This is a genomic window from Aquabacterium sp. (assembly GCF_034003525.1).
In the GTDB taxonomy this organism is placed as follows: Bacteria; Pseudomonadota; Gammaproteobacteria; order Burkholderiales; family Burkholderiaceae_C; genus Aquabacterium.
In genome coordinates this window covers 1-18,476 of record NZ_JAVEYN010000029.1, presented here as the reverse complement: position 1 = coordinate 18,476, position 18,476 = coordinate 1, and the positions used below count along the sequence as shown (strand labels likewise).

The 18,476-nt window shown below is 65.5% G+C and carries 18 protein-coding genes; 15 read left to right on the top strand and 3 right to left on the bottom strand.

Features of this window, described 5'->3' with window-relative positions; genetic code table 11:
* Positions 1–16: 16 nt before the first annotated feature.
* The 4 genes from RBT42_RS14240 (at position 17) to RBT42_RS14225 (ending at position 4,622) form a co-directional block, all read left to right on the top strand.
* Positions 17–1,459, top strand: coding sequence for a pseudouridine synthase (locus RBT42_RS14240; RefSeq protein WP_320366268.1), 1,443 nt, complete (start codon positions 17–19; stop codon positions 1,457–1,459).
* Positions 1,446–2,756 carry a multidrug effflux MFS transporter gene (locus RBT42_RS14235; RefSeq protein ID WP_320366266.1) on the top strand — a complete coding sequence of 437 codons (1,311 nt, stop codon included), beginning with the start codon at positions 1,446–1,448 and terminating at the stop codon, positions 2,754–2,756. The genes RBT42_RS14240 and RBT42_RS14235 overlap by 14 nt, the downstream gene beginning before the upstream one ends.
* Complete coding sequence (miaA, locus tag RBT42_RS14230) at positions 2,753–3,724, top strand: tRNA (adenosine(37)-N6)-dimethylallyltransferase MiaA (protein ID WP_320366264.1); 972 nt, start codon at positions 2,753–2,755, stop codon at positions 3,722–3,724. The genes RBT42_RS14235 and miaA overlap by 4 nt, the downstream gene beginning before the upstream one ends.
* A gap of 124 nt (positions 3,725–3,848) precedes the next feature.
* Positions 3,849–4,622 carry an MBL fold metallo-hydrolase gene (locus RBT42_RS14225; RefSeq protein ID WP_320366262.1) on the top strand — a complete coding sequence of 258 codons (774 nt, stop codon included), beginning with the start codon at positions 3,849–3,851 and terminating at the stop codon, positions 4,620–4,622.
* A gap of 94 nt (positions 4,623–4,716) precedes the next feature.
* Here RBT42_RS14225 and RBT42_RS14220 read toward each other — a convergent pair whose 3' ends face one another.
* From RBT42_RS14220 to RBT42_RS14210, 3 genes are read right to left on the bottom strand one after another with little or no spacing between them, the layout of a single operon-like run.
* Positions 4,717–6,288: a DHA2 family efflux MFS transporter permease subunit gene (locus RBT42_RS14220; protein WP_320366260.1), complete on the bottom strand. Its 1,572-nt coding sequence runs from the start codon at positions 6,286–6,288 to the stop codon at positions 4,717–4,719.
* A gap of 2 nt (positions 6,289–6,290) precedes the next feature.
* On the bottom strand, positions 6,291–7,535 hold the full coding sequence (locus RBT42_RS14215; RefSeq protein WP_320366258.1) for an HlyD family efflux transporter periplasmic adaptor subunit: 1,245 nt from the start codon (positions 7,533–7,535) through the stop codon (positions 6,291–6,293).
* Entirely contained in the window at positions 7,532–8,071 is a 540-nt protein-coding gene (locus tag RBT42_RS14210; RefSeq protein WP_320366256.1) for a MarR family transcriptional regulator, read from the bottom strand. Before RBT42_RS14210 ends, RBT42_RS14215 begins: the two co-directional genes overlap by 4 nt.
* An 89-nt stretch (positions 8,072–8,160) precedes the next feature.
* Between RBT42_RS14210 and RBT42_RS14205 the strand changes: the two genes are divergently transcribed.
* The 11 genes from RBT42_RS14205 (at position 8,161) to RBT42_RS14155 (ending at position 17,827) form a co-directional block, all read left to right on the top strand.
* Positions 8,161–9,951, top strand: coding sequence for an ABC transporter transmembrane domain-containing protein (locus tag RBT42_RS14205; protein ID WP_320366254.1), 1,791 nt, complete (start codon positions 8,161–8,163; stop codon positions 9,949–9,951).
* 91 nt (positions 9,952–10,042) lie between these two features.
* Complete coding sequence (locus tag RBT42_RS14200; protein ID WP_320366252.1) at positions 10,043–10,732, top strand: OmpA family protein; 690 nt, start codon at positions 10,043–10,045, stop codon at positions 10,730–10,732.
* A 111-nt stretch (positions 10,733–10,843) separates the two neighbouring features.
* Positions 10,844–11,821: a thymidylate synthase gene (locus RBT42_RS14195; RefSeq protein ID WP_320366250.1), complete on the top strand. Its 978-nt coding sequence runs from the start codon at positions 10,844–10,846 to the stop codon at positions 11,819–11,821.
* Positions 11,822–11,855: 34 nt separating this feature from the next.
* Entirely contained in the window at positions 11,856–12,320 is a 465-nt protein-coding gene (locus RBT42_RS14190) for a PaaI family thioesterase (RefSeq protein ID WP_320366248.1), read from the top strand.
* A 26-nt stretch (positions 12,321–12,346) separates the two neighbouring features.
* The gene (locus RBT42_RS14185) at positions 12,347–12,757 is read left to right on the top strand and encodes a hypothetical protein (protein WP_320366246.1); all 411 of its coding nucleotides are present in this window, start codon (positions 12,347–12,349) and stop codon (positions 12,755–12,757) included.
* 89 nt (positions 12,758–12,846) lie between these two features.
* A complete protein-coding gene (locus RBT42_RS14180; RefSeq protein WP_320366244.1) occupies positions 12,847–13,257 on the top strand; it encodes a hypothetical protein in 411 nt (136 codons plus the stop codon).
* Positions 13,254–14,657, top strand: coding sequence for a TolC family protein (locus RBT42_RS14175; RefSeq protein ID WP_320366242.1), 1,404 nt, complete (start codon positions 13,254–13,256; stop codon positions 14,655–14,657). The genes RBT42_RS14180 and RBT42_RS14175 overlap by 4 nt, the downstream gene beginning before the upstream one ends.
* 13 nt (positions 14,658–14,670) lie before the next feature.
* Positions 14,671–16,068: a copper oxidase gene (locus RBT42_RS14170; protein WP_320366240.1), complete on the top strand. Its 1,398-nt coding sequence runs from the start codon at positions 14,671–14,673 to the stop codon at positions 16,066–16,068.
* Between the two features lie 28 nt (positions 16,069–16,096).
* Positions 16,097–16,579, top strand: coding sequence for a DUF411 domain-containing protein (locus tag RBT42_RS14165; RefSeq protein ID WP_320366238.1), 483 nt, complete (start codon positions 16,097–16,099; stop codon positions 16,577–16,579).
* A gap of 11 nt (positions 16,580–16,590) precedes the next feature.
* Positions 16,591–16,953, top strand: coding sequence for a copper-binding protein (locus RBT42_RS14160; RefSeq protein ID WP_320366236.1), 363 nt, complete (start codon positions 16,591–16,593; stop codon positions 16,951–16,953).
* A gap of 256 nt (positions 16,954–17,209) precedes the next feature.
* Positions 17,210–17,827, top strand: coding sequence for a hypothetical protein (locus RBT42_RS14155; RefSeq protein ID WP_320366234.1), 618 nt, complete (start codon positions 17,210–17,212; stop codon positions 17,825–17,827).
* Positions 17,828–18,476 lie beyond the last annotated feature (649 nt).

Below are 18,476 nucleotides of genomic sequence, written 5' to 3'. Positions count from 1 at the left end.
CAGGCAGGAACCGACTATGACCGAACGTAAAAAACTGAGCCTGCGCAAACCTGCTGCAGCCGACACCCCTGCCACGGGCCCTGACTACCGCAAGCCGCCCGTGCGTGGCACCGCTCCGCGTAAGCGCATGTCGGCCGCCGAGGCCGCGCAAGCCCGTGAAGAAGCCGCTGCCCGCCCCCGCCGCTCGGCCCTGGCAGAACCCTTCCAGGGCCGCGACGATCGCCGTGCACGCCCCGCCAACCCCGAGCGTGCGCCCTACGGCGACCGCCCCCGTCAAGGCGATGCACCGCGCGGCGAATGGTCCAACCGTCCGGCACGTGACGACCGTGGTCCGCGCGATGAACGCCGCCCGCAGCGCCCTGGCGAAGCTCGACACGAACGCCCGGGTGAGCGGCGAGACGACCGACGCGACGACCGCTTCGAAGGTCGCCGTGACGAGCGTCGTGCGCCTTACGGCAGCGCCCCGCGTCGCGACGACGAGCGCGCACCGCAACGCCCATCGGCCCCACGACGCGAGGACGGTCGCCCTGACAGCCGCTACGAGCGTCGCGACGATCGCCGTGCCATGGGCCATGATGACCGCCCCCGCCGCCCGGATGCGCGGCCCGGCGCCCGCCCCGACATGCGCCAGGACACGCGCCCGACTCAGCCCACGCGCGCCCCAGCGCCCGCACCCGTTGCCGAGGTCGATCACGACGGCCGCGTGCGCCTGTCCAAGCTGATGAGCGAGCGCGGCATGGCCTCGCGCCGTGAAGCCGACGAGTGGATCGAGCACGGCTGGGTCCGCGTCAATGGCGAGGTGGTGGCCGAACTGGGCACCCGCGTCGACCCCGGCGTGGAGATCACCATCGACCCGCTGGCCCGCACCCAGCAGGCCGAGCGTGTCACCATCTTGCTGCACAAGCCCATCGGTTACGTCAGTGGCCAGGCCGAAGACGGCTACGAGCCGGCCGTCGTCCTGATCACGCCTGAGAACCGCTGGGCGGATGACCGCATGCCCCTCAAGCTGACGCGTGGTCACCTCAAGCACCTGGCGCCCTGCGGTCGCCTGGACATCGATTCCACCGGCCTGCTGGTGCTCTCGCAAGACGGGCGCATCGCCAAGCACCTGATTGGCGAAGACTCGGGCGTGGAGAAGGAATACCTGGTGCGCGTGGAGTACATGCCCGCCCCCGGCGCCGAGAACGTCTCGGCCGTGGTGCCACCCGAAGCCATCGAGCGTCTGCGTTTCGGCCTGGAACTGGACGGCCGCCCACTGCGCCCTGCCCAGGTCTCGTGGCAAAACGAGCAGCAGTTGCGCTTCGTGCTGCGTGAAGGCCGCAAGCGCCAGATCCGCCGCATGTGCGAACAAGTGGGCCTGAAGGTGGTGGGCCTCAAGCGCGTGCGCATGGGCAGTGTCACCCTGGGCAAGCTGCCCTTGGGCCAATGGCGATTCCTGCGTCCTGATGAGCGCTTCTGATTCCAGCGTGGGCCTTGCGCCCACCACGTCCACCGCGCCAGCGTCCGGCTCCCAGGCCAACTCACCCGCCGTCCCCGCCTGGGTGGCCGTGATGGCCGTGGGCCTGTTGACCGGCCTGCAACCGCTCAGCACGGACCTGTACCTGCCGGCACTGCCGGAGATGCAGCGGGCCTTGTCCCTCACCTCGCCCCAGGTGCAGTGGACCTTGTCGGTGCTGATCATGGCCTTCGGCATCGGGCAACTGGTGTGGGGCCCGGTGGCCGACCGCGTAGGGCGCCAGCCCGTGCTGCGCTGGGGACTGGGCCTGTACGCCTTGGCCAGTGCCGCGGCCACCTTCGCGCCCGATCTGTCCGTGGTGCTGCTCGCGCGCATCGCCCAAGGTGCCAGCCTGTCGGCCGCCGTGGTGTGCGGCCGCGCGATGATCCGCGACCTGTACCCGCCTGAGGAAGGCGCCAAGGTGATGACCAAGGGCATGGGCCTGCTGGGTGTGCTCGCCTTGCTGGGCCCGGTCGTGGGCGCCGTTGCGGCCACGCTGGGTGGCTGGCGGGCCACCATGGGCTTGCTCCTGCTGTTTTCCAGCCTGATCCTGCTCTTCATCTGGCGCAAGCTGCCCGAGACCTTGCCAGCTCACCGTCGCCAGCCGCCGCAGTCCTGGCTCAAGCTGGTGAGCCAGTGGTGGGAGATTTCCAAGCACCCCACCTTTCGCGCCCACACCCTGCTGACCTCGTCCACCTATGGCGGGCTGTATGTGTACCTGGCGCTGTCGGCCTTTGCCTTCATCGACGTGCTGCACACCAGCCGCACCACCTACGGCGTCGTGATGGCCTCCCTGTCGCTGGCCTATCTGGGCGGCACCTTCTTGTGCCGTCGGGCCTTGCACCGCATCGGCCTGATCCGCACCATCCGCATCGGTGGCTGGCTGTCGCTGTCGGGCGGTGTGGGCATCGCCTCGGTGGCCGGGGCGCAGTTCTTCCTGGGGTGGACGGTGCATCCGGCCGCCTTGTTGCCCGGCATGTGGCTCTACGCCATCGGCCACGGCATCCACCAGCCTTGCGGGCAAACCGGCGTGGTCGCGGCCTTTCCCAAACAGGCGGGCGCGGCGTCGGCCCTGTCCGGCTTCGTGCTGGCCAGCATGGCCTTTGGCGTGGGGGCGGCACTGTCGTGGTGGACCTCCCTGCCTGGCTGGGCCGGCACCCTCTACCCCATGACGCTGGGCATGGGCCTGGGCGGCGCATGCACCGCCTGGGTGGCCCTGCGCCGCGTCCAACGTGACGGCCTGCCCCGGAGGGACGCATGAGCCCCGCCCTGTCCCTGACGCCGCCCGCGCCTCCGACCTGGATCCTGGCCGGCCCCACCGCCTGCGGCAAAACGGCCGCCGCCCTGGCGCTGGCCCGCGAAGTCGACATCGAGATCATCAGCGTCGATTCGGCCCTGATCTACCGCGGCATGGACATCGGCACGGCCAAGCCCAGTGCGGCCGAACTCGCCCAGGTGCCCCACCACCTCATCGACATCCTCGACCCCACCGAGAGCTACAGCGCCGCACGCTTCGTGCAGGACACGCACCGGCTGATCGGCGAGATTCGCGCACGCGGGCGTACCCCGCTGCTGGTGGGCGGCACCATGCTGTACATCAAGGCCCTGCTGGAAGGGCTGGACGAACTGCCGCCCGCCGACCCGGTGATCCGCGCCCAGCTCGATGCCCAGATGGCCGCCCGAGGCAGCGCCGCCCTGCACGCCGACCTGGCCCAGGTGGACCCGGTCACCGCAGCCCGCCTGGCCCCTGGGGACACGCAACGCATCCAGCGCGCGCTGGAGGTATGGCGCAGCAGCGGCCGCCCGCTGTCGGCCTTCCACACCCGGGGCAGCGAGCAGACGCCTGTGCACGATGCCATCCTGGTGTCGCTGGAGCCCACCGACCGCGCCTGGCTGCACCAGCGCATTGCCCTGCGCTTCGAGCAGATGATGGCCGCCGGCTTCATCGACGAGGTCAAGCGCCTGCGCCAGCGCCCCGACCTGCATGTGGGCCTGCCGTCGATCCGCTGCGTCGGCTACCGACAGGTGTGGGAAGCACTGGATGCGGGCCTCGACCTTGACCAGCCCGCCGTGCTGCGCGAGGTGATGGACAAGGGCATTGCCGCCACGCGCCAGCTGGCCAAGCGCCAGATCACCTGGCTGCGCAGCATGCCGCTGCGCCGTGTTGTGGCCTGCGATGTCCGCGACCCCTTGCCTGCCATCCGCCAACACCTGTTGGCCCGTGCCTGAGCCACTGCATCACCCACGCAACACCTTGCGGTCATGATTTCGGTCAATTCCACTGGATTTGACCTGAGTTAAGTCTGATGACGCAAGATCACCCTACCCTGGCGTTACTTGATCGAGATCCAACATGCCTCACGAACTATTCCGTCACAAGGGCCACGTGTGCCTGATGTTTTCCGACCTCAGCACCGAGGGCGGTGAGGCTGTTCAAGCCAACCAGTTTCTGATCGTCAACGACGACACCGGCGCCATCATCGACCCGGGTGGCAACTTGGCCTACAGCGAGCTGTACCTGGGCATGACCAAGTACTTCCCACCCTCGCGCCTGTCGGCCATCATCGCCTCGCACGCCGACCCGGACATCATCGCCTCGCTCGACCGCTGGATGACGGCCACGCCCGACGCCAAGCTGTATGTCTCGACCCTGTGGGAGCGCTTCGTGCCCCACTTCTGCAAGCCGGGCAAGACGACGGGCCGCATCGTGGGCATCCCTGACCCGGGCATGCACATCTCGATTGGCGACTGCGAACTGATCGCCCTGCCGGCGCACTTCATGCACGCCGAAGGTAACTTCCAGTTCTACGACCCGATCAGCAAGATCCTGTTCTCGGGCGACTTGGGCGTGTCCTTCCTGGGCAAGAACAAAGCCTCGGACTACATCACCTCGCTGAACCCGCTGCCCAACGGCATGGAGGCCTTCCACCGCCGCTACATGGTCTCAGGCAAGATCCTGCGTTTCTGGGCCCGCATGGTGCGCCAGCTGGACATCCACATGATCGTGCCGCAGCACGGTGCCCCTCTGGCCGGCCCCGCCGTCAAGGAATTCATCGACTGGGTCGAAGGCCTATCGTGCGGCATCGACCTGATGACCGACGCGAACTACACCGTGCCGGCCGTCTGAGCCTGCCACCTGCACGGGCCTCCCTGACCACCGCCAAACGCCCCTCGGGGCGTTTTTTCATGGGCACGGCGACACGCAACGTGTCAGCTCGGCGTCAGTGCGCACCGCCGGCGTCCGATGGCCCGGCCGTCCGTGGCCGAGGCCGGCTCGCCACCCACACCAGCGGGATCAGGCACACAAACAGCACCGCCGAGGCCAGGAACACGTCGTTGGCCGAGCGCGTGAACGCCTGCTGGTCAATCAGGCGCGTGACCTGCGCCGCTGCCTGCTCAAAGCTCAAACCCTGAGCCATCAAGGTATCGAACGCGCTCATGGCCCCTGGGTCGGTGCGCGTGATGTGCTCGGTCAGCTGCGCGTGGTGCATCGTGGCCCGGTCGTCCCACAAAGTCGTCACCACCGAAGTGCCCATGGCTCCGGCCGTGATGCGCACAAAGTTGCTCAGGCCCGATGCCGATGGAATCCGGTCAGGCGACAAGCCCGACAAGGTGATGGCACTCAGTGGGATGAAGAAGCAGGCCAGCGCCGCGCCCTGGATGATGGTCGGCACCATGATGGTGTCGAAGTCGGCCAGGGTGTTGAAGCGCGAGCGCATCCACAGCACCAGCGCAAAGACGAAAAAGGACACCGTGGCCATCTGGCGCGGATCGACCTTGGCCACGTTCTTGCCCACAATCGGCGACAGCAAGATGGCCAGCACGCCCACGGGCGCAATCGCCATCCCGGCCGCCGAGGCGGTGTAGCCCATGTACTGCTGCAACCACAGCGGCAACAGCACCACGTTGCCAAAGAACAGGCCGTAGCCCACCGACATCGCCAGCGCCCCCACCGCGAAGTTGCGGGTGGCAAACAGGCGCAACTCCACCACCGGGTGCTCGGCCGTCAGCTCCCAGGCCAGAAACGCCAGAAAGCTCACCAGCGCCACCAAACCCAAGATGACGATCTGGCCGCTCTCGAACCACTCCAGCTCCTTGCCCTTGTCGAGCATGAGCTGCAGCGCCCCCACCCACAGCACCAGCAGCGCCAGCCCCACGGTGTCGATGGGCAGCTTGCGGGTCGGCGTTTCGCGCTTGGCGTAGATGCGCCACGTGACCAGGGCCGCGCCCAGCCCCAACGGCACATTGATGTAGAAGATCCAGGGCCAGGACACGTTGTCGGTGATCCAGCCGCCCAACAAGGGCCCGGTGACGGGCGCCACCAGCGTCGTCATGGCCCATAAGGCCAGCGCCGTCCCCGCCTTGGCTGGCGGATAGCTTTGCAACAACAAGGTCTGAGACAGCGGGATCATCGGCCCGGCCACCAGGCCTTGCAGCACCCGGAACGCGATCAGCCATTCCAGTGAGGGCGCAAAGCCGCACAACCACGAGGCCAGCACGAACAGCAACACGCTGGCCGTGAACAGGCGCACCGCACCGAATCGCTGCGTGAGCCACCCAGTCAGCGGCACCGAGATGGCATTGGCCACCCCGAAGCTGGTGATGACCCAGGTGCCCTGCGTGGGGCTCACGCCCAGGTCACCGGCAATCGCGGGCAAGGACACGTTCGCGATCGACGAATCCAGCACGTTCATGAACGTGGCCAGCGACAGCGCCAAGGTGCCCAGGGCCAGAGACCGCCCGGTGAGCGGGGGGGGCGCCATCGGTGGCGCGTCCGGGCTGGGCAGAGACATGCTCAGACGCCCGACGCGGCAGCCATGGGTGTGCCACTGCGTGCCCCCATGTGGGCCGCGATGATGCGTGCCACGCGGGCGTCGGCATCGGCTTGCAGGTTGTCAAACACGGTGGTGCTGCGCTCGGCACCGACGCGTGGCGCCTGGGCCAGCATCGGGCCATCCTGCTGGCTCACGTCCACTTCCACATCCATCGACAGGCCCACCCGCAGCGGATGCACCTTCACTTCTTCGGGCTTCAAGGCCACACGTACCGGCACGCGCTGCACCACCTTGATCCAGTTGCCGGTGGCGTTCTGCGCCGGCAGCAGCGAGAACGCCGCCCCCGTGCCTGCCCCCAGGCCCACCACGGTGCCGTGGTACACCACCTTGCGGCCATACACATCGGCCGTCAGCGTAGCGGGCTGGCCCATGCGCAGGCGCTGCAACTGGTTTTCCTTGAAGTTGGCATCCACCCAGGCCTGGTCCAGCGTCACCACCGACATCATGGGCGCGCCGGCTTGCACGCGCTGGCCCAACTGCACACTGCGCTTGGCCACATAGCCATCCACGGGCGAGCGCAGCGTCACGCGCTGCAAAGCCAGGTAAGCCTCACGCACCCGCGAGGCAGCACGCGCCACGTTCGGGTGCGCCGCCACCGATGTGCCCTCGGTCAAGGTCTGGTTGGCGCTGAGTTGCTGGCGCGCTGCGGCCAGTGCCGACTCGGCAGCTGCCACCGCACTGCGTGCCGATGCCAGTTGCGAGGTGGCGTGGTCGTACTCTTCCTTGCCAATGGCGCGGCTGGCCCACAAGGGCTCGCGGCGCTTCACATCGTCTTGCGCACGCCCCACGTCGTTGCGCGCCTTGCCCAACTCGGCCTCACGCAAGGCAATCTGGGCCGCCAAGGTGGCGTTGTTGGCAAACAGCGTGCGCACCTCGCGCACGGTCTGCGCCAGCTGTGCCTCGGCCTGCTCCAGCGCCACCTGGGCATCCGCCGCATCGAGCTTCACCAGCACCTGTCCGGCCTGCACACGGTCGGTGTCATCGGCCCCAATGCTCAGCACCGTGCCGCCCACCTGCGGCGTCAACTGCACGATGTTGGCCTGCACATAGGCGTTGTCGGTGTGCTCATAGTGGCTGGCAAACAGGCCGTAGTACGCGCCGTAGGCGGCCCCGCCCACCAGCACCGCCACGGCAATGGCACGCAGAGCCTTCTTGCGCCGAGCCTGCGGTGCGGCCAGCGGGGATGCGGAATCTGTACTGTTCATGAAGGTTCTCCCGAGGACACGGGGGATGCGCACGATGGGGATGTCTGCGCCTGCAAGGCTTCGGCGTTGGCGGCCACACGGCGCAGCAGCGTCATGAAGGTCTGCCACTCGTCGTGGCTGAAGCCGGTCAGCAATTCGTTCGAGATCTCGCACAACAACTGGGGCACGGGCGCGGTGGCAGCCTCGCCCTCGGGCGTGAGCGACAGGTGCACCACGCGCCGGTCTTCGGTTGAACGCTCGCGGCGGCACAGGCCCTTGGCCTCCAGCCGGTCGAGCGTGCGCGTCATGGCGCCGGGGTCAGTGCGCAACTCACGCGCCAGCGTGGCCAAGGTGGGGTGTTCCAGGCGCTGGATCAGGTACAGCGGCGCCCACTGGGCGTAGGTCAGATCGCCCACTTCCAGACGACGGTCGAGCTGGTTGACCACCACCTGCATGATGCGGCGCATCAGGTAGCCGGGGCTGTCCTCGCGGACAAAGGTGCCCAGACGGTAAAAGTCGGGGCGCTCGGGCTGGGGCGTTTCGGTGTCTTCAGACATGCCCTTTAATTTATTTGCCTAAGCAACCATTGTCAAGGCAAGAAAATGCCAGTGGCAAGATAATGACTGACCGTCACTTCGCGCGCACCATGTCCAAAGCCACCGGCCCCGCCCCCGCCAAATCACCCACCGCCTTGCGCGCCCTGGGTCCCTTTCTCGCACCTTACAAAGGCCGCATCGGCCTGGCACTGGTCTTTCTGATCCTGGCGGCCTTGACCACCCTCGTGCTACCCATCGCGCTGCGCACCCTGATCGACCAGGGCATCGTCTCGGCCGACCCCAACGACCGCGTCATGGCCCTGCGCGAGCACTTCCTGGCCCTGTTCGGCGTGGGGGCCGCGCTGGGCGTGTTCTCGGCCTCGCGCTACTTCATGGTGACCTGGCTGGGCGAGCGCATCACGTCCGACCTCAAGCGCGCCGTGTACGCCCACGTTCTGCGCCAAAGCCCCGCCTTTTTCGAGACCACGCAAAGCGGCGAGGTGCTGTCTCGCCTCACCGCCGACACCACCCTGATCCAGACCGTGGTGGGCACCAGCGTGTCCATGGGCCTGCGCAACGCCATCATGGCAGCGGGGGCGCTGACCATGCTCATCGTCACCAACCCCTACGTGATGGCCCAGGTCATCGGGGGGCTGGTGCTGGTCGTGCTGCCTGCCATTGCCTATGGCCGCCGCGTGCGCCGCCTCTCGCGCGACAGCCAAGACCGCGTGGCCGACGCCAGCGCCATCGCCGCCGAGGTACTCAACGCCGTGCCCGTGGTGCAAAGCTACACCGCCGAGCAACGCGAAGCCCGCCGCTTCGACGACGCCACCGAGGGCGCCTTCAAAACCGGTGAGCGCCGCATCAAGGCCCGTGCCGTGCTGGTGGGCTTCATCATCACCGCCACCACCGGCGCGTTGCTGTGGGGCCTGTACCAGGGCACCCAGGCCGTGCTGCAAGGGCAGATCACAGCCGGCCACATGGGCCAGACGGTCGTCTACGTCATCTTGCTGCTGAGTGCCGTCGCGGCCCTCTCAGAGGTCTATGGCGACATCCTGCGTGCCGCCGGCGCCACCGAGCGCCTGGTCGAGTTGCTGCAAACCCGCTCGCCCATTCAGACACCGGCCCAGGCGCAGAGCCTGCCTGCGGTCCACGGCGGCTCGCGCCTGAGCGTGCGCGACCTGAGCTTCCACTACCCATCGCGGCCCACGCAAGCCGCGCTGAGCCACCTCAACCTGGAGGTGCAACCGGGTGAGACCATCGCCCTGGTCGGCCCCAGCGGCGCCGGCAAAAGCACGGTGTTTCAGTTGTTGCTGCGCTTTTACGATCCCCAGTCCGGCCAGATCGACCTGGACGGCGTGCCCATCCGCCAGCTGAGCCTCGAAGCCCTGCGCGAGCGCATCGGCATCGTCCCGCAAGACAGCGTCATCTTCTCGACCAGTGCGATGGAGAACATCCGCTACGGCCGACCCAGCGCCACCGACGAGGAAGTGCAGGCGGCCGCCCGCGCCGCCCACGCCCACGACTTCATCAGCCAGCTGCCCGAAGGCTATGCCACCTTCCTGGGCGAGCGTGGTGTGCGCCTGTCGGGCGGGCAGCGCCAGCGCATCAGCATCGCGCGCGCCATCTTGAAGAACGCGCCACTTCTGCTGCTTGACGAAGCCACCAGTGCACTCGATACTGAAAGCGAACGGGCGGTCCAGGCCGCCCTGGAAGAGGCCATGAAAGACCGCACCACCCTGGTCATTGCCCACCGCCTGAGCACCGTGGTCAATGCCCATCGCATCATCGTGCTGGAGGCTGGCGCCATCGTCGATGTGGGCACCCACGCCGAGTTGATGCACCGCAACGGTCTGTACGCCAAACTGGCCTCCATGCAGTTCGATCAGGCTCCGGCCTGATGAAAGCTTGTCATCGCAGCGCACCCGTCGCGCGTTAGGGTGACAAGCCAGTTCCGAGGCCCTGCCTCGCTCTACCTATAAAGGAAGACACATGACCTTCGCCAAATCCTCCCAAGCAGCCGCCCGCCTGAGCCGCCCCGCCCTGATCGTGGCTGTGGCCGGTGCCATCGCGGCCACGGGTTGCGCGAACATGGATCAAACCCAACAAGGTACCGCCAAGGGTGCTGCCCTGGGTGCCATCGCGGGCGCCCTCATCGGCAATGCCACCGGTGGCGACAACACCGTGCGCGGCGCCGCCATTGGTGCTGCGGCTGGCGCCATCGCCGGCAACCTGTGGTCCAAGCGCATGCAAGAACAACAGGCCGCCATGGAGCAAGCCACGGCGGGTACCCCGGTTGAAGTCACCCGCACCGACGACAACCAGCTCAAACTGAACATCCCCAGCGACATCTCGTTTGATCGCAACAGCGCCACCCTCAAGCCTGAGCTGCGTTCGGTGCTCGACACCTTCGCCCAGGGCCTGACCCGCAATGGCAGCGGCATGGTCGTGCGCATCGTCGGCCACACCGACAGCACCGGCACCGACGCCATCAACAACCCCCTGTCCCTGCAGCGCGCTGAAAGCGTCAAGAACTATCTGAACGACCGCGGCGTGCCTGCCTCGCGCATCGAAACCGTGGGCCGCGGCTCGCGTGAGCCGATCGCCAGCAACGCCACGTCCGCAGGCCAAGCCAAGAACCGCCGCGTCGAAATCTTCCTGCGCGACCCTGCTCAGCAGTAAGCCAACCCAGGCCCGGCATGGGATATTCCATGAGCGGGCCTTTTCAGGCGGATTGACTGCCACAATGCCAACAGCCGGCCCCGCGCCGGCTGTTGTACTTTGCAGACCACCATGAAACAGTACCTCGACCTCGTTCAATCCATCTTCGACACCGGCAGCTGGCAGGACAACCGCACCGGCGTGCGCACGCTGAGCATGCCTGGCGCCATGATGCGTTTCGACCTGCAAGAGGGCTTCCCGGCGGTCACGACCAAGAAGCTGGCCTTCAAATCGGCCATTGGCGAAATGGTGGGTTTCCTGCGCGGCAGCCGCAACGCCGCCGAGTTCCGCGCCCTGGGCTGCAAGGTGTGGGACCAGAACGCCAACGAAAACCAGGCCTGGCTGGCCAATCCCTACCGCCTGGGTGAAGACGACCTGGGCCCTGTGTACGGCGTGCAATGGCGCAACTGGCCGGCCTACAAGATGCTGCCGGCCACCGAAACCCGCCAGATCGAAGACGCCGTCGGGCGCGGCTACCAACTGCTGGGCCGCTTCGACAGCACCGATGGCCAAGGCGAGCAAGTGCTGCTCTACAAGGCGGTTGACCAGCTGCGCCAGTGTCTGGACACCATCATCAAGGACCCCGGCAACCGCCGCATCCTCTTCCACGGCTGGAACTGGGCGCAGCTCGAAGAAATGGCCCTGCCGCCCTGCCACCTGCTCTACCAGTTCCTGGTCAACCAGGCCAAGGGCGAGATCTCGCTGTGCCTCTACATCCGCAGCAACGACGTGGGCCTGGGCACGCCCTTCAACCTCACCGAAGGTGCCGCGCTGCTGACCCTGATGGGTCGCCTCACCGGCTACAAGCCCCGCTGGTTCACCTACTTCATCGGTGATGCGCACATCTACGAGAACCACGTGGACATGCTGCAAGAACAGCTGCGGCGTGAGCCCTTCCCTGCGCCCAAGCTGGTCCTGTCCGACCGCATCCCCGACTACGCCGTGACGGGCAAGTACGAGCCCGAGTGGCTGGAAAAGGTCGAACCCTCCGACTTCTGGCTGGAAGGCTACCAACACCACGCGCCACTCACCGCGCCCATGGCGGTGTGATCGAGCATCCGGCCCCCCAGATTCCGCAGTACCCATGCCCTCCCCTGATCAGTCCAACGACATTGATCTGCCGCCGCCCCACTTCGGCAACCCTTTCCTGGAGCTGCTGGGCGCCGAGTCGACAGGACTGAGCAAGGGGTGGGCGCAGACCGTCTTGCAACCGCGCCCCGAGCTGACCAACATGCACGGCGCCATCCACGGCGGCGTGCTCATGACCCTGCTGGACACGACCATGGCCCGCGCCGCGATGGCCCAACAAGGGTTCCGGCTGTCGGTGGTGTCCACCGGCGTCACGGTCAACTTCCTGGCGCCCGGACACGGCCCCCTCACCACCACAGCCAAAGTCACCGGGGGCGGCAAGTCCACCTGCTTCTGCGAGGCCGAGGTCACCGACACCGAAGGTCGCTCCGTCGCCAAGGCCATGGGCACCTTCAAATACCGCCGCCCCCCCGCTCCCGCCGTAGACGGTGGGGTCAGCACCGCCGAGTCCATTGAGTAAATCGCCGCTTGTGCTAGGCTGATGCCATGAGCCAACTGGTCCGTCTGCTGCTGATCTGCCTGACGCTGCTGATCCTGCCCCTGCAGAGTCAGGCCATGTCACGCTCGGCGCACACGCACGATCACGACGGCGCACCGGCTCACACCGCGCACAGCATGCCGCACGAGATGCAGCATCCAGCGGCCCAAGCTCAGGCCCTTGTCCAAGCAGACAGCCATTGCGCATCGGGCCAGGCCCACTGCCACGACAAAGCCCAGACAGGTGCAGACCACGGCTGCGGCGGAGCCCACTGCGCGCTCTGCGCCGCCTTGCCTCACCTGGCGTTTCACCTGCCCGTCATCGCGCTGAACACCGAACTGGTGTCGGTGACCCTGACCGCTGGCGTCGCCCCGCCGCTCGACAGTCTCGAACGCCCGCCTCAACGCATCCTCGCCTGACGCACAGCGCCTGCACACGCAGGCGTTGCTGACCCTTCGTCCGTGTTCAGCCCCTGGCTGATGCGGCCACTCAGGTTCACGAGGATGCCATGAGCATATCCCTTTCCCACTGGCGGCTGCCTGTGCTGTTGGCACTGGCCTGGCTCGCCCCTGGCCTGCACGCCCAAACCGCTGCCAGCGCCCCACCATCACGCCCCAACCCTTTGCAGGCGGATGCCACCGTGCCACCGCTGCGCCACAACTCGGCTCTCTCACGCTACAAAGCGCACACCGAGGTCGAAGTCGGCGCCTGGCGTCAGGCCAATGACCTGACCGCGCAAATTGGCGGCTGGCGCGCCTACGCCCGCGAGGCCCATGCGCCTGATGCCCCTGCCACACCGCCCAGATCCACCGCTGCGGCCAGTGCACCGACCGGCACGCCAAGTGCGCCCCCCAAGCCCCCCGCAGCGTCCGCCCCCGGGGACCACTCACATCACCATCACCACGGAGGCCAGCCATGACCCGCGCCCGCCTCCTCACACCCCTGGCGCTCGCCGTGCTGCTGAGCGGTTGCGCCAGCTTCAGCCCCGATGGCGGCCTGGGCCCCGTCAACGACTTGACCCGCGCCCACACTGGCAGCGACGTGCAACGCATCCAGACCGATGCCGACCAAGACCGCACCGACCAGCGCGTGGCCGAGCTGCTGGGCCAGCCCTTGACCGCCGACAGCGCCGTGCACATCGCCCTGCTGAACAACCGAGGCCTGCAAGCCTCGCTGGCCGAGTTGGGCATCACCGAAGCCGACGTGGTGCAAGCCGGCCGCCTGCCCAACCCTGGCTTCTCGTTTGGCAAACAGCGCACGGGAGACGAGCGCGAAATCGAGCGCAGCGTGCACTTCAACCTGGCCCGCCTGCTGCTGATGCCCACGGTGCAGCAGCTCGAAAACCGCCGCTTCGCACAAGCCCAGACGCAAACCGCCCAGCAGGTGCTGCAACTCGCCCACCGCACCCGCCAGGCCTACTACGAAGCCCTGGCCGCCAAGGAAACCACCCGCTACATGGGCCAGGTCATGCAGGCCGCCGAAGCCAGCGCCGAACTGGCCCGCCGCATGGCCCAGGTGGGCAACTTCAACAAACTGCAACAGGCCCGCGAGCAAAGCTTCTACGCCGATGCCGCCCAAGGCCTGGCCCGCGCCCAGCGCCATGAGGGCGCCACGCGCGAGCGCCTCATCCGTCTGCTGGGCCTGTGGGGCGACCAAACCGCCTTCCAGCTCCCCGACCGCCTGCCCGACCTGCCCCCCGTCGTGCGCGACCTGCCCGATGTGGAACGCACCGCCGTCGCCCAGCGACTGGACGTGCAAGCCGCCCGCCTCGCCTCGGAGCAAACCGCGCGCAACCTGGGCCTCACGCAAGCCACCCGCTTCATCAACGTGCTGGAGCTGGGCCTGATCCGCAACTCGTCCAACGAAGCGCCCACCACCCGCGGCTGGGAAGTGAGCCTGGAGCTGCCCCTCTTCAACTGGGGCGGCGCCCGCGTCGCCAAGGCCGAGGCCATCTACATGCAGTCCGTGCACGCCGCCGCCGACACCGCCATCCAAGCCCGCTCCGAAGTGCGCGAGGCCTACGGCAACTACCGCTCGGCCTACGACATCGCTCGCCACCAGCGAGACGAGGTCGTGCCCCTGCGCCAGCGCATCGCCGAGGAAAACCTGCTGCGCTACAACGGCATGCTCATCGGCGTGTTCGAGTTGCTGGCTGATGCTCGCGCCCAGATCAGCGGCGTAGCCACCTACATCGACACCCTGCGCGACTTCTGGCTCGCCCAGGCCGATCTGGACATGGCCCTCATCGGCCCCGCCCAGCTCCGCGCCCCCACCGCCTCACGCGCCGCCGCCCCCGAGGCCGCGGGCGCCGGCCACTGAACAAGGACACCCCATGGTTTCCAGACGCAACTTCCTCTCTGGCGCCGGCGCCATCACCGCCGCCGTCGGCAGCGCCACGGTCAGCAAAGCCGCCCTGGCCGCGCTGCCCGAGCCCGTCATCCAGACCAGCGCCGACACCCAGGCGCCGCTGGTGCCGCCCAACGGCCGCCCCTACAACCCCGTCGTCACCCTCAACGGCTGGACCCTGCCCTGGCGCATGAACAACGGCGTCAAGGAGTTCCACCTTGTGGCCGAGCCCGTGGTGCGCGAGATGGCACCGGGCTTCGTCGCCCACCTGTGGGGCTACAACGGCCAGTCGCCCGGCCCCACCATCGAAGTGGTCGAAGGCGACCGCGTGCGCATCTTCGTCACCAACAAGTTGCCCGAGGTCACCAGCGTGCACTGGCACGGCCAGCGCCTGCCCTGCGGCATGGATGGCGTCACCGGCCTGACGCAACCGCCCATCGCACCGGGCAAAACCTTTGTGTACGAGTTCGTGGCGCGCCGCCCCGGCACCTTCATGTACCACCCGCACGCCGACGAAATGGTGCAGATGGCCATGGGCATGATGGGGCTGTGGATCACCCACCCCAAGGGCAAGCACCCGCTGATCGACGAGGTGGACCGCGACTTCTGCTTCCTGCTCAACGCCTACGACGTGGACCCGGGCAGCTACACGCCCAAGGTCAACACCATGCTCGACTTCAACCTGTGGAGCTGGAACAGCCGCATCTTTCCTGGCATTGACCCGCTGGTGGTGCGCCACATGGACAAGGTGCGCATCCGCGTGGGCAACCTGACCATGACCAACCACCCTATCCATCTGCATGGGCACGAGTTCATGGTGACCGGAACCGACGGCGGCCCCTTACCCAAAACCGCCCGCTGGCCCGAAGTGACCACCGACGTGGCCGTGGGCCAGATGCGCCAACTCGACTTTGTGGCCGACGAAGAGGGCGACTGGGCGATGCATTGCCATAAGAGCCACCACACCATGAACGCCATGGGTCATGCCGTGCCCACCATGATTGGCGTGGACCACCGCCAGGTGGCCAAACAGATCACCCGACTGATACCGGACTACATGGTGATGGGCGAGCGCGGCATGCACGACATGACCGAGATGGAAATGCCCCTGCCCGACAACACCGTGCCCATGATGACCGGACACGGCCCCTTTGGCGCCATTGGCATGGGCGGCATGTTCAGCGTGCTGAAAGTGCGCAAAGGTCAAAAGCGCGGCGACTACACCGACCCAGGTTGGTTCAAACACCCTGCGGGCACCGTGGCGCGCGAATGGCAAGGCCCCACACCCACCGCCACACAGGCGCCGGCCTCCGCCACCCCACAACCCAAGGTGGAAGTGAACATCCGCAAACCTGCCGGCCATGGCAGGCACAGCGGCCACTGACACCCCATTTGAGCAAGGAGTACCAACCATGAACCCCTCACGCCGAAACCTGCTGCTGGCCCTGGCCGCCACACCCGCCGCCCTGCTGGCCGCACAAGCACAGGCCAACCCTTTCAAACTGCCCACCGTGCAGGTGTGGAAAAGCCCCACCTGCGGCTGCTGCACCGCCTGGGTTGAGCACATGCGAAACGCCGGCTTCACCGTCAACGTTTCGGAAGTGGACGACACCAGCCCCACCCGCAAACGCCTGGGCATGCCCGCCAAACTGGGCAGCTGCCACACCGCCCTGGTGGGCGGCTATGTGCTCGAAGGCCACGTGCCTGCTGACGACGTCAAGCGACTGCTGCGCAACAAAACCGCAGGCCTGGGCTTGAGCGTTCCCGGCATGCCCGTGGGCTCACCCGGCATGGAAATGGGCCCGCGCCTGGACCCGTATGACGTGCTGCTGGTGCAGCGCGATGGCAGCACCAGCGTGTTCAGCCATTACCCCAAAGCCAAACCCCAAGCGTGAAAGGACAAACCATGACGTTGAAACACTTTGCCGTGATGGCAGGCCTGTGGCTGTGCGTGGCCACCGGTGCGCAGGCTCAGACCGGATCTCATGCTGGCCATGGGCATGACACACCACCTGAGCCGACCCCGGCGTCGGCGGCCGCCAAAGCTGAAGCCTGGGCTGAAGGGGAAATCAGGAAAATAGACCTGAAGACCGGAAAAGTGACTCTGAAGCATGGGTATATACCCAACCTGGATATGCCGCCCATGACCATGATTTTTGGAATATCGGACAAGCAGGTGCTGAGCCAATTCAAAGTGGGTGACAAGGTGCGGTTTAAGGCCGTGGATGAGAACGGGCAATTGAAGGTGACGGAGATGGTTGTCCGCTGATAGAAGCTCTGACCACACCCCAAAACCACAGCGTGTGCCGGCACCCCCAACAGAGGGGGCTAGCGGGCGCACGCTGTTTTTTTAGGTGGGATAACATGTTCAACAATTTGTAAGCTTATTGCTAAGGTGTTGATTCTGATGAGAAAGATCAAGGATGCTGAGGCGACAAGAATCATTAGGCCGCGTTTCGCATCTGTGCGTGAGGCCTAATAACAGTTAGCCCCACCAAATAGCACAGCAAACAGAGGCACCAAAAATGGCAAAGCAGAAAATCCTATTCATTGCTCTTTTCGCTTCGCTTGTCACGAACTCACATGCATTCATTGTCAACTTGACTGCAACATCAGATGGACAAGAAAAACCGAGAATATTTGGCACAACAAATCTACCTGATGGGGTGGACCTCATGCTGAGCGTACACAGATCGGAAAGTCATTATTTTGCACAAGCCAAAGTGAAGGTTTTGGGGGGCAAATTCAACACACAACCGTTCACACAAAACAGCACACCGCTCCCCCCTGGAGTCTACAAGCTGCAAATTGAAACACCAATGGCAGGCATTATGGACTCAAAAACTTGGCCAGCCATTGGTAGTAAGGGTGAAAAATTAGAGGGGCCTCTGGTAAAAAATTCAAATTTCGGCGGAAATTTCGTAGAGTTCAAAACTACATTTATTGTGGGCACCGGACTACCATCCACCCCAAAGGACGAGGCCGCACGTGAACAGGAAAAAAAGAACTCGCATGAATGGTGGATGCATTCATGTCAAAGCGGGTACACAATCGCACAGGCAATCGCCAAAAACCAAGGCAAATCATTAGATATAGAGGAATTCCACAAAAAGTGCATCGCAGCAGAGCCGAGAAATAAATAATTCAGGGCTAACTGTAAGTTCAACGTGGACGCGAGTTAACTAATTCGTCAGGCTCCTCCGAAGCAAGCGCTATAGACACTCTTCAAACCAAGAAAATGCCATTAACCCTTGCCGTCATCCGAGAATATGAGGAGTTTCGTGGTGATATCGACGGCTGGTGCCGCTCCGCCCGCAAACAACTTAACCCAGCTGGCGCAGACGACTGGCCACTCATAGATGATCTTGTCATGAGGATCAGATCGGTAAATAGCGGTTTAGCATCAGCAAAGTTCAGTGAAGAACTAAATGCTCAGCTTGCGAAATTGGCGCCAGAGGCAGATGTATTAGATGAACTGCGCCGGGTTGCTCAGGCTAGTACAGAGTGGTAAAACTCTACCCCACGTGACTGCCCCATCCGCTGTCATCAGCTTATCTTCCGGCCCCAATTCCCAATTGACAGCGCAACAGTGTGCGCGCGCCCCGATTACGCCTTCTTTTGGCAAAGATGAAAAAGCATCTTGACACGCTACTCACAGTACAAACTAAGGAAGGTCTGCACAACCACCGCTGACGCGGCGGCTTGGGGCTGTTATTTCAGATGACGACACTTTTTTGCGTTCAAAGGGCAGATACGGGGCGTATTGAGCCCCAGTCGTGGCCCCTTGGCCGT

What these genes read in the sequence shown, in the direction of transcription:
- RBT42_RS14240 (WP_320366268.1), top strand. Translation starts at nt 17, where the DNA reads ATGACCGAACGTAAAAAACTGAGCCTGCGCAAACCTGCTGCAGCCGAC.
- RBT42_RS14235 (WP_320366266.1), top strand. Translation starts at nt 1,446, where the DNA reads ATGAGCGCTTCTGATTCCAGCGTGGGCCTTGCGCCCACCACGTCCACC.
- miaA (WP_320366264.1), top strand. Translation starts at nt 2,753, where the DNA reads ATGAGCCCCGCCCTGTCCCTGACGCCGCCCGCGCCTCCGACCTGGATC.
- RBT42_RS14225 (WP_320366262.1), top strand. Translation starts at nt 3,849, where the DNA reads ATGCCTCACGAACTATTCCGTCACAAGGGCCACGTGTGCCTGATGTTT.
- RBT42_RS14220 (WP_320366260.1), bottom strand. Translation starts at nt 6,288, where the DNA reads ATGTCTCTGCCCAGCCCGGACGCGCCACCGATGGCGCCCCCCCCGCTC.
- RBT42_RS14215 (WP_320366258.1), bottom strand. Translation starts at nt 7,535, where the DNA reads ATGAACAGTACAGATTCCGCATCCCCGCTGGCCGCACCGCAGGCTCGG.
- RBT42_RS14210 (WP_320366256.1), bottom strand. Translation starts at nt 8,071, where the DNA reads ATGTCTGAAGACACCGAAACGCCCCAGCCCGAGCGCCCCGACTTTTAC.
- RBT42_RS14205 (WP_320366254.1), top strand. Translation starts at nt 8,161, where the DNA reads ATGTCCAAAGCCACCGGCCCCGCCCCCGCCAAATCACCCACCGCCTTG.
- RBT42_RS14200 (WP_320366252.1), top strand. Translation starts at nt 10,043, where the DNA reads ATGACCTTCGCCAAATCCTCCCAAGCAGCCGCCCGCCTGAGCCGCCCC.
- RBT42_RS14195 (WP_320366250.1), top strand. Translation starts at nt 10,844, where the DNA reads ATGAAACAGTACCTCGACCTCGTTCAATCCATCTTCGACACCGGCAGC.
- RBT42_RS14190 (WP_320366248.1), top strand. Translation starts at nt 11,856, where the DNA reads ATGCCCTCCCCTGATCAGTCCAACGACATTGATCTGCCGCCGCCCCAC.
- RBT42_RS14185 (WP_320366246.1), top strand. Translation starts at nt 12,347, where the DNA reads ATGAGCCAACTGGTCCGTCTGCTGCTGATCTGCCTGACGCTGCTGATC.
- RBT42_RS14180 (WP_320366244.1), top strand. Translation starts at nt 12,847, where the DNA reads ATGAGCATATCCCTTTCCCACTGGCGGCTGCCTGTGCTGTTGGCACTG.
- RBT42_RS14175 (WP_320366242.1), top strand. Translation starts at nt 13,254, where the DNA reads ATGACCCGCGCCCGCCTCCTCACACCCCTGGCGCTCGCCGTGCTGCTG.
- RBT42_RS14170 (WP_320366240.1), top strand. Translation starts at nt 14,671, where the DNA reads ATGGTTTCCAGACGCAACTTCCTCTCTGGCGCCGGCGCCATCACCGCC.
- RBT42_RS14165 (WP_320366238.1), top strand. Translation starts at nt 16,097, where the DNA reads ATGAACCCCTCACGCCGAAACCTGCTGCTGGCCCTGGCCGCCACACCC.
- RBT42_RS14160 (WP_320366236.1), top strand. Translation starts at nt 16,591, where the DNA reads ATGACGTTGAAACACTTTGCCGTGATGGCAGGCCTGTGGCTGTGCGTG.
- RBT42_RS14155 (WP_320366234.1), top strand. Translation starts at nt 17,210, where the DNA reads ATGGCAAAGCAGAAAATCCTATTCATTGCTCTTTTCGCTTCGCTTGTC.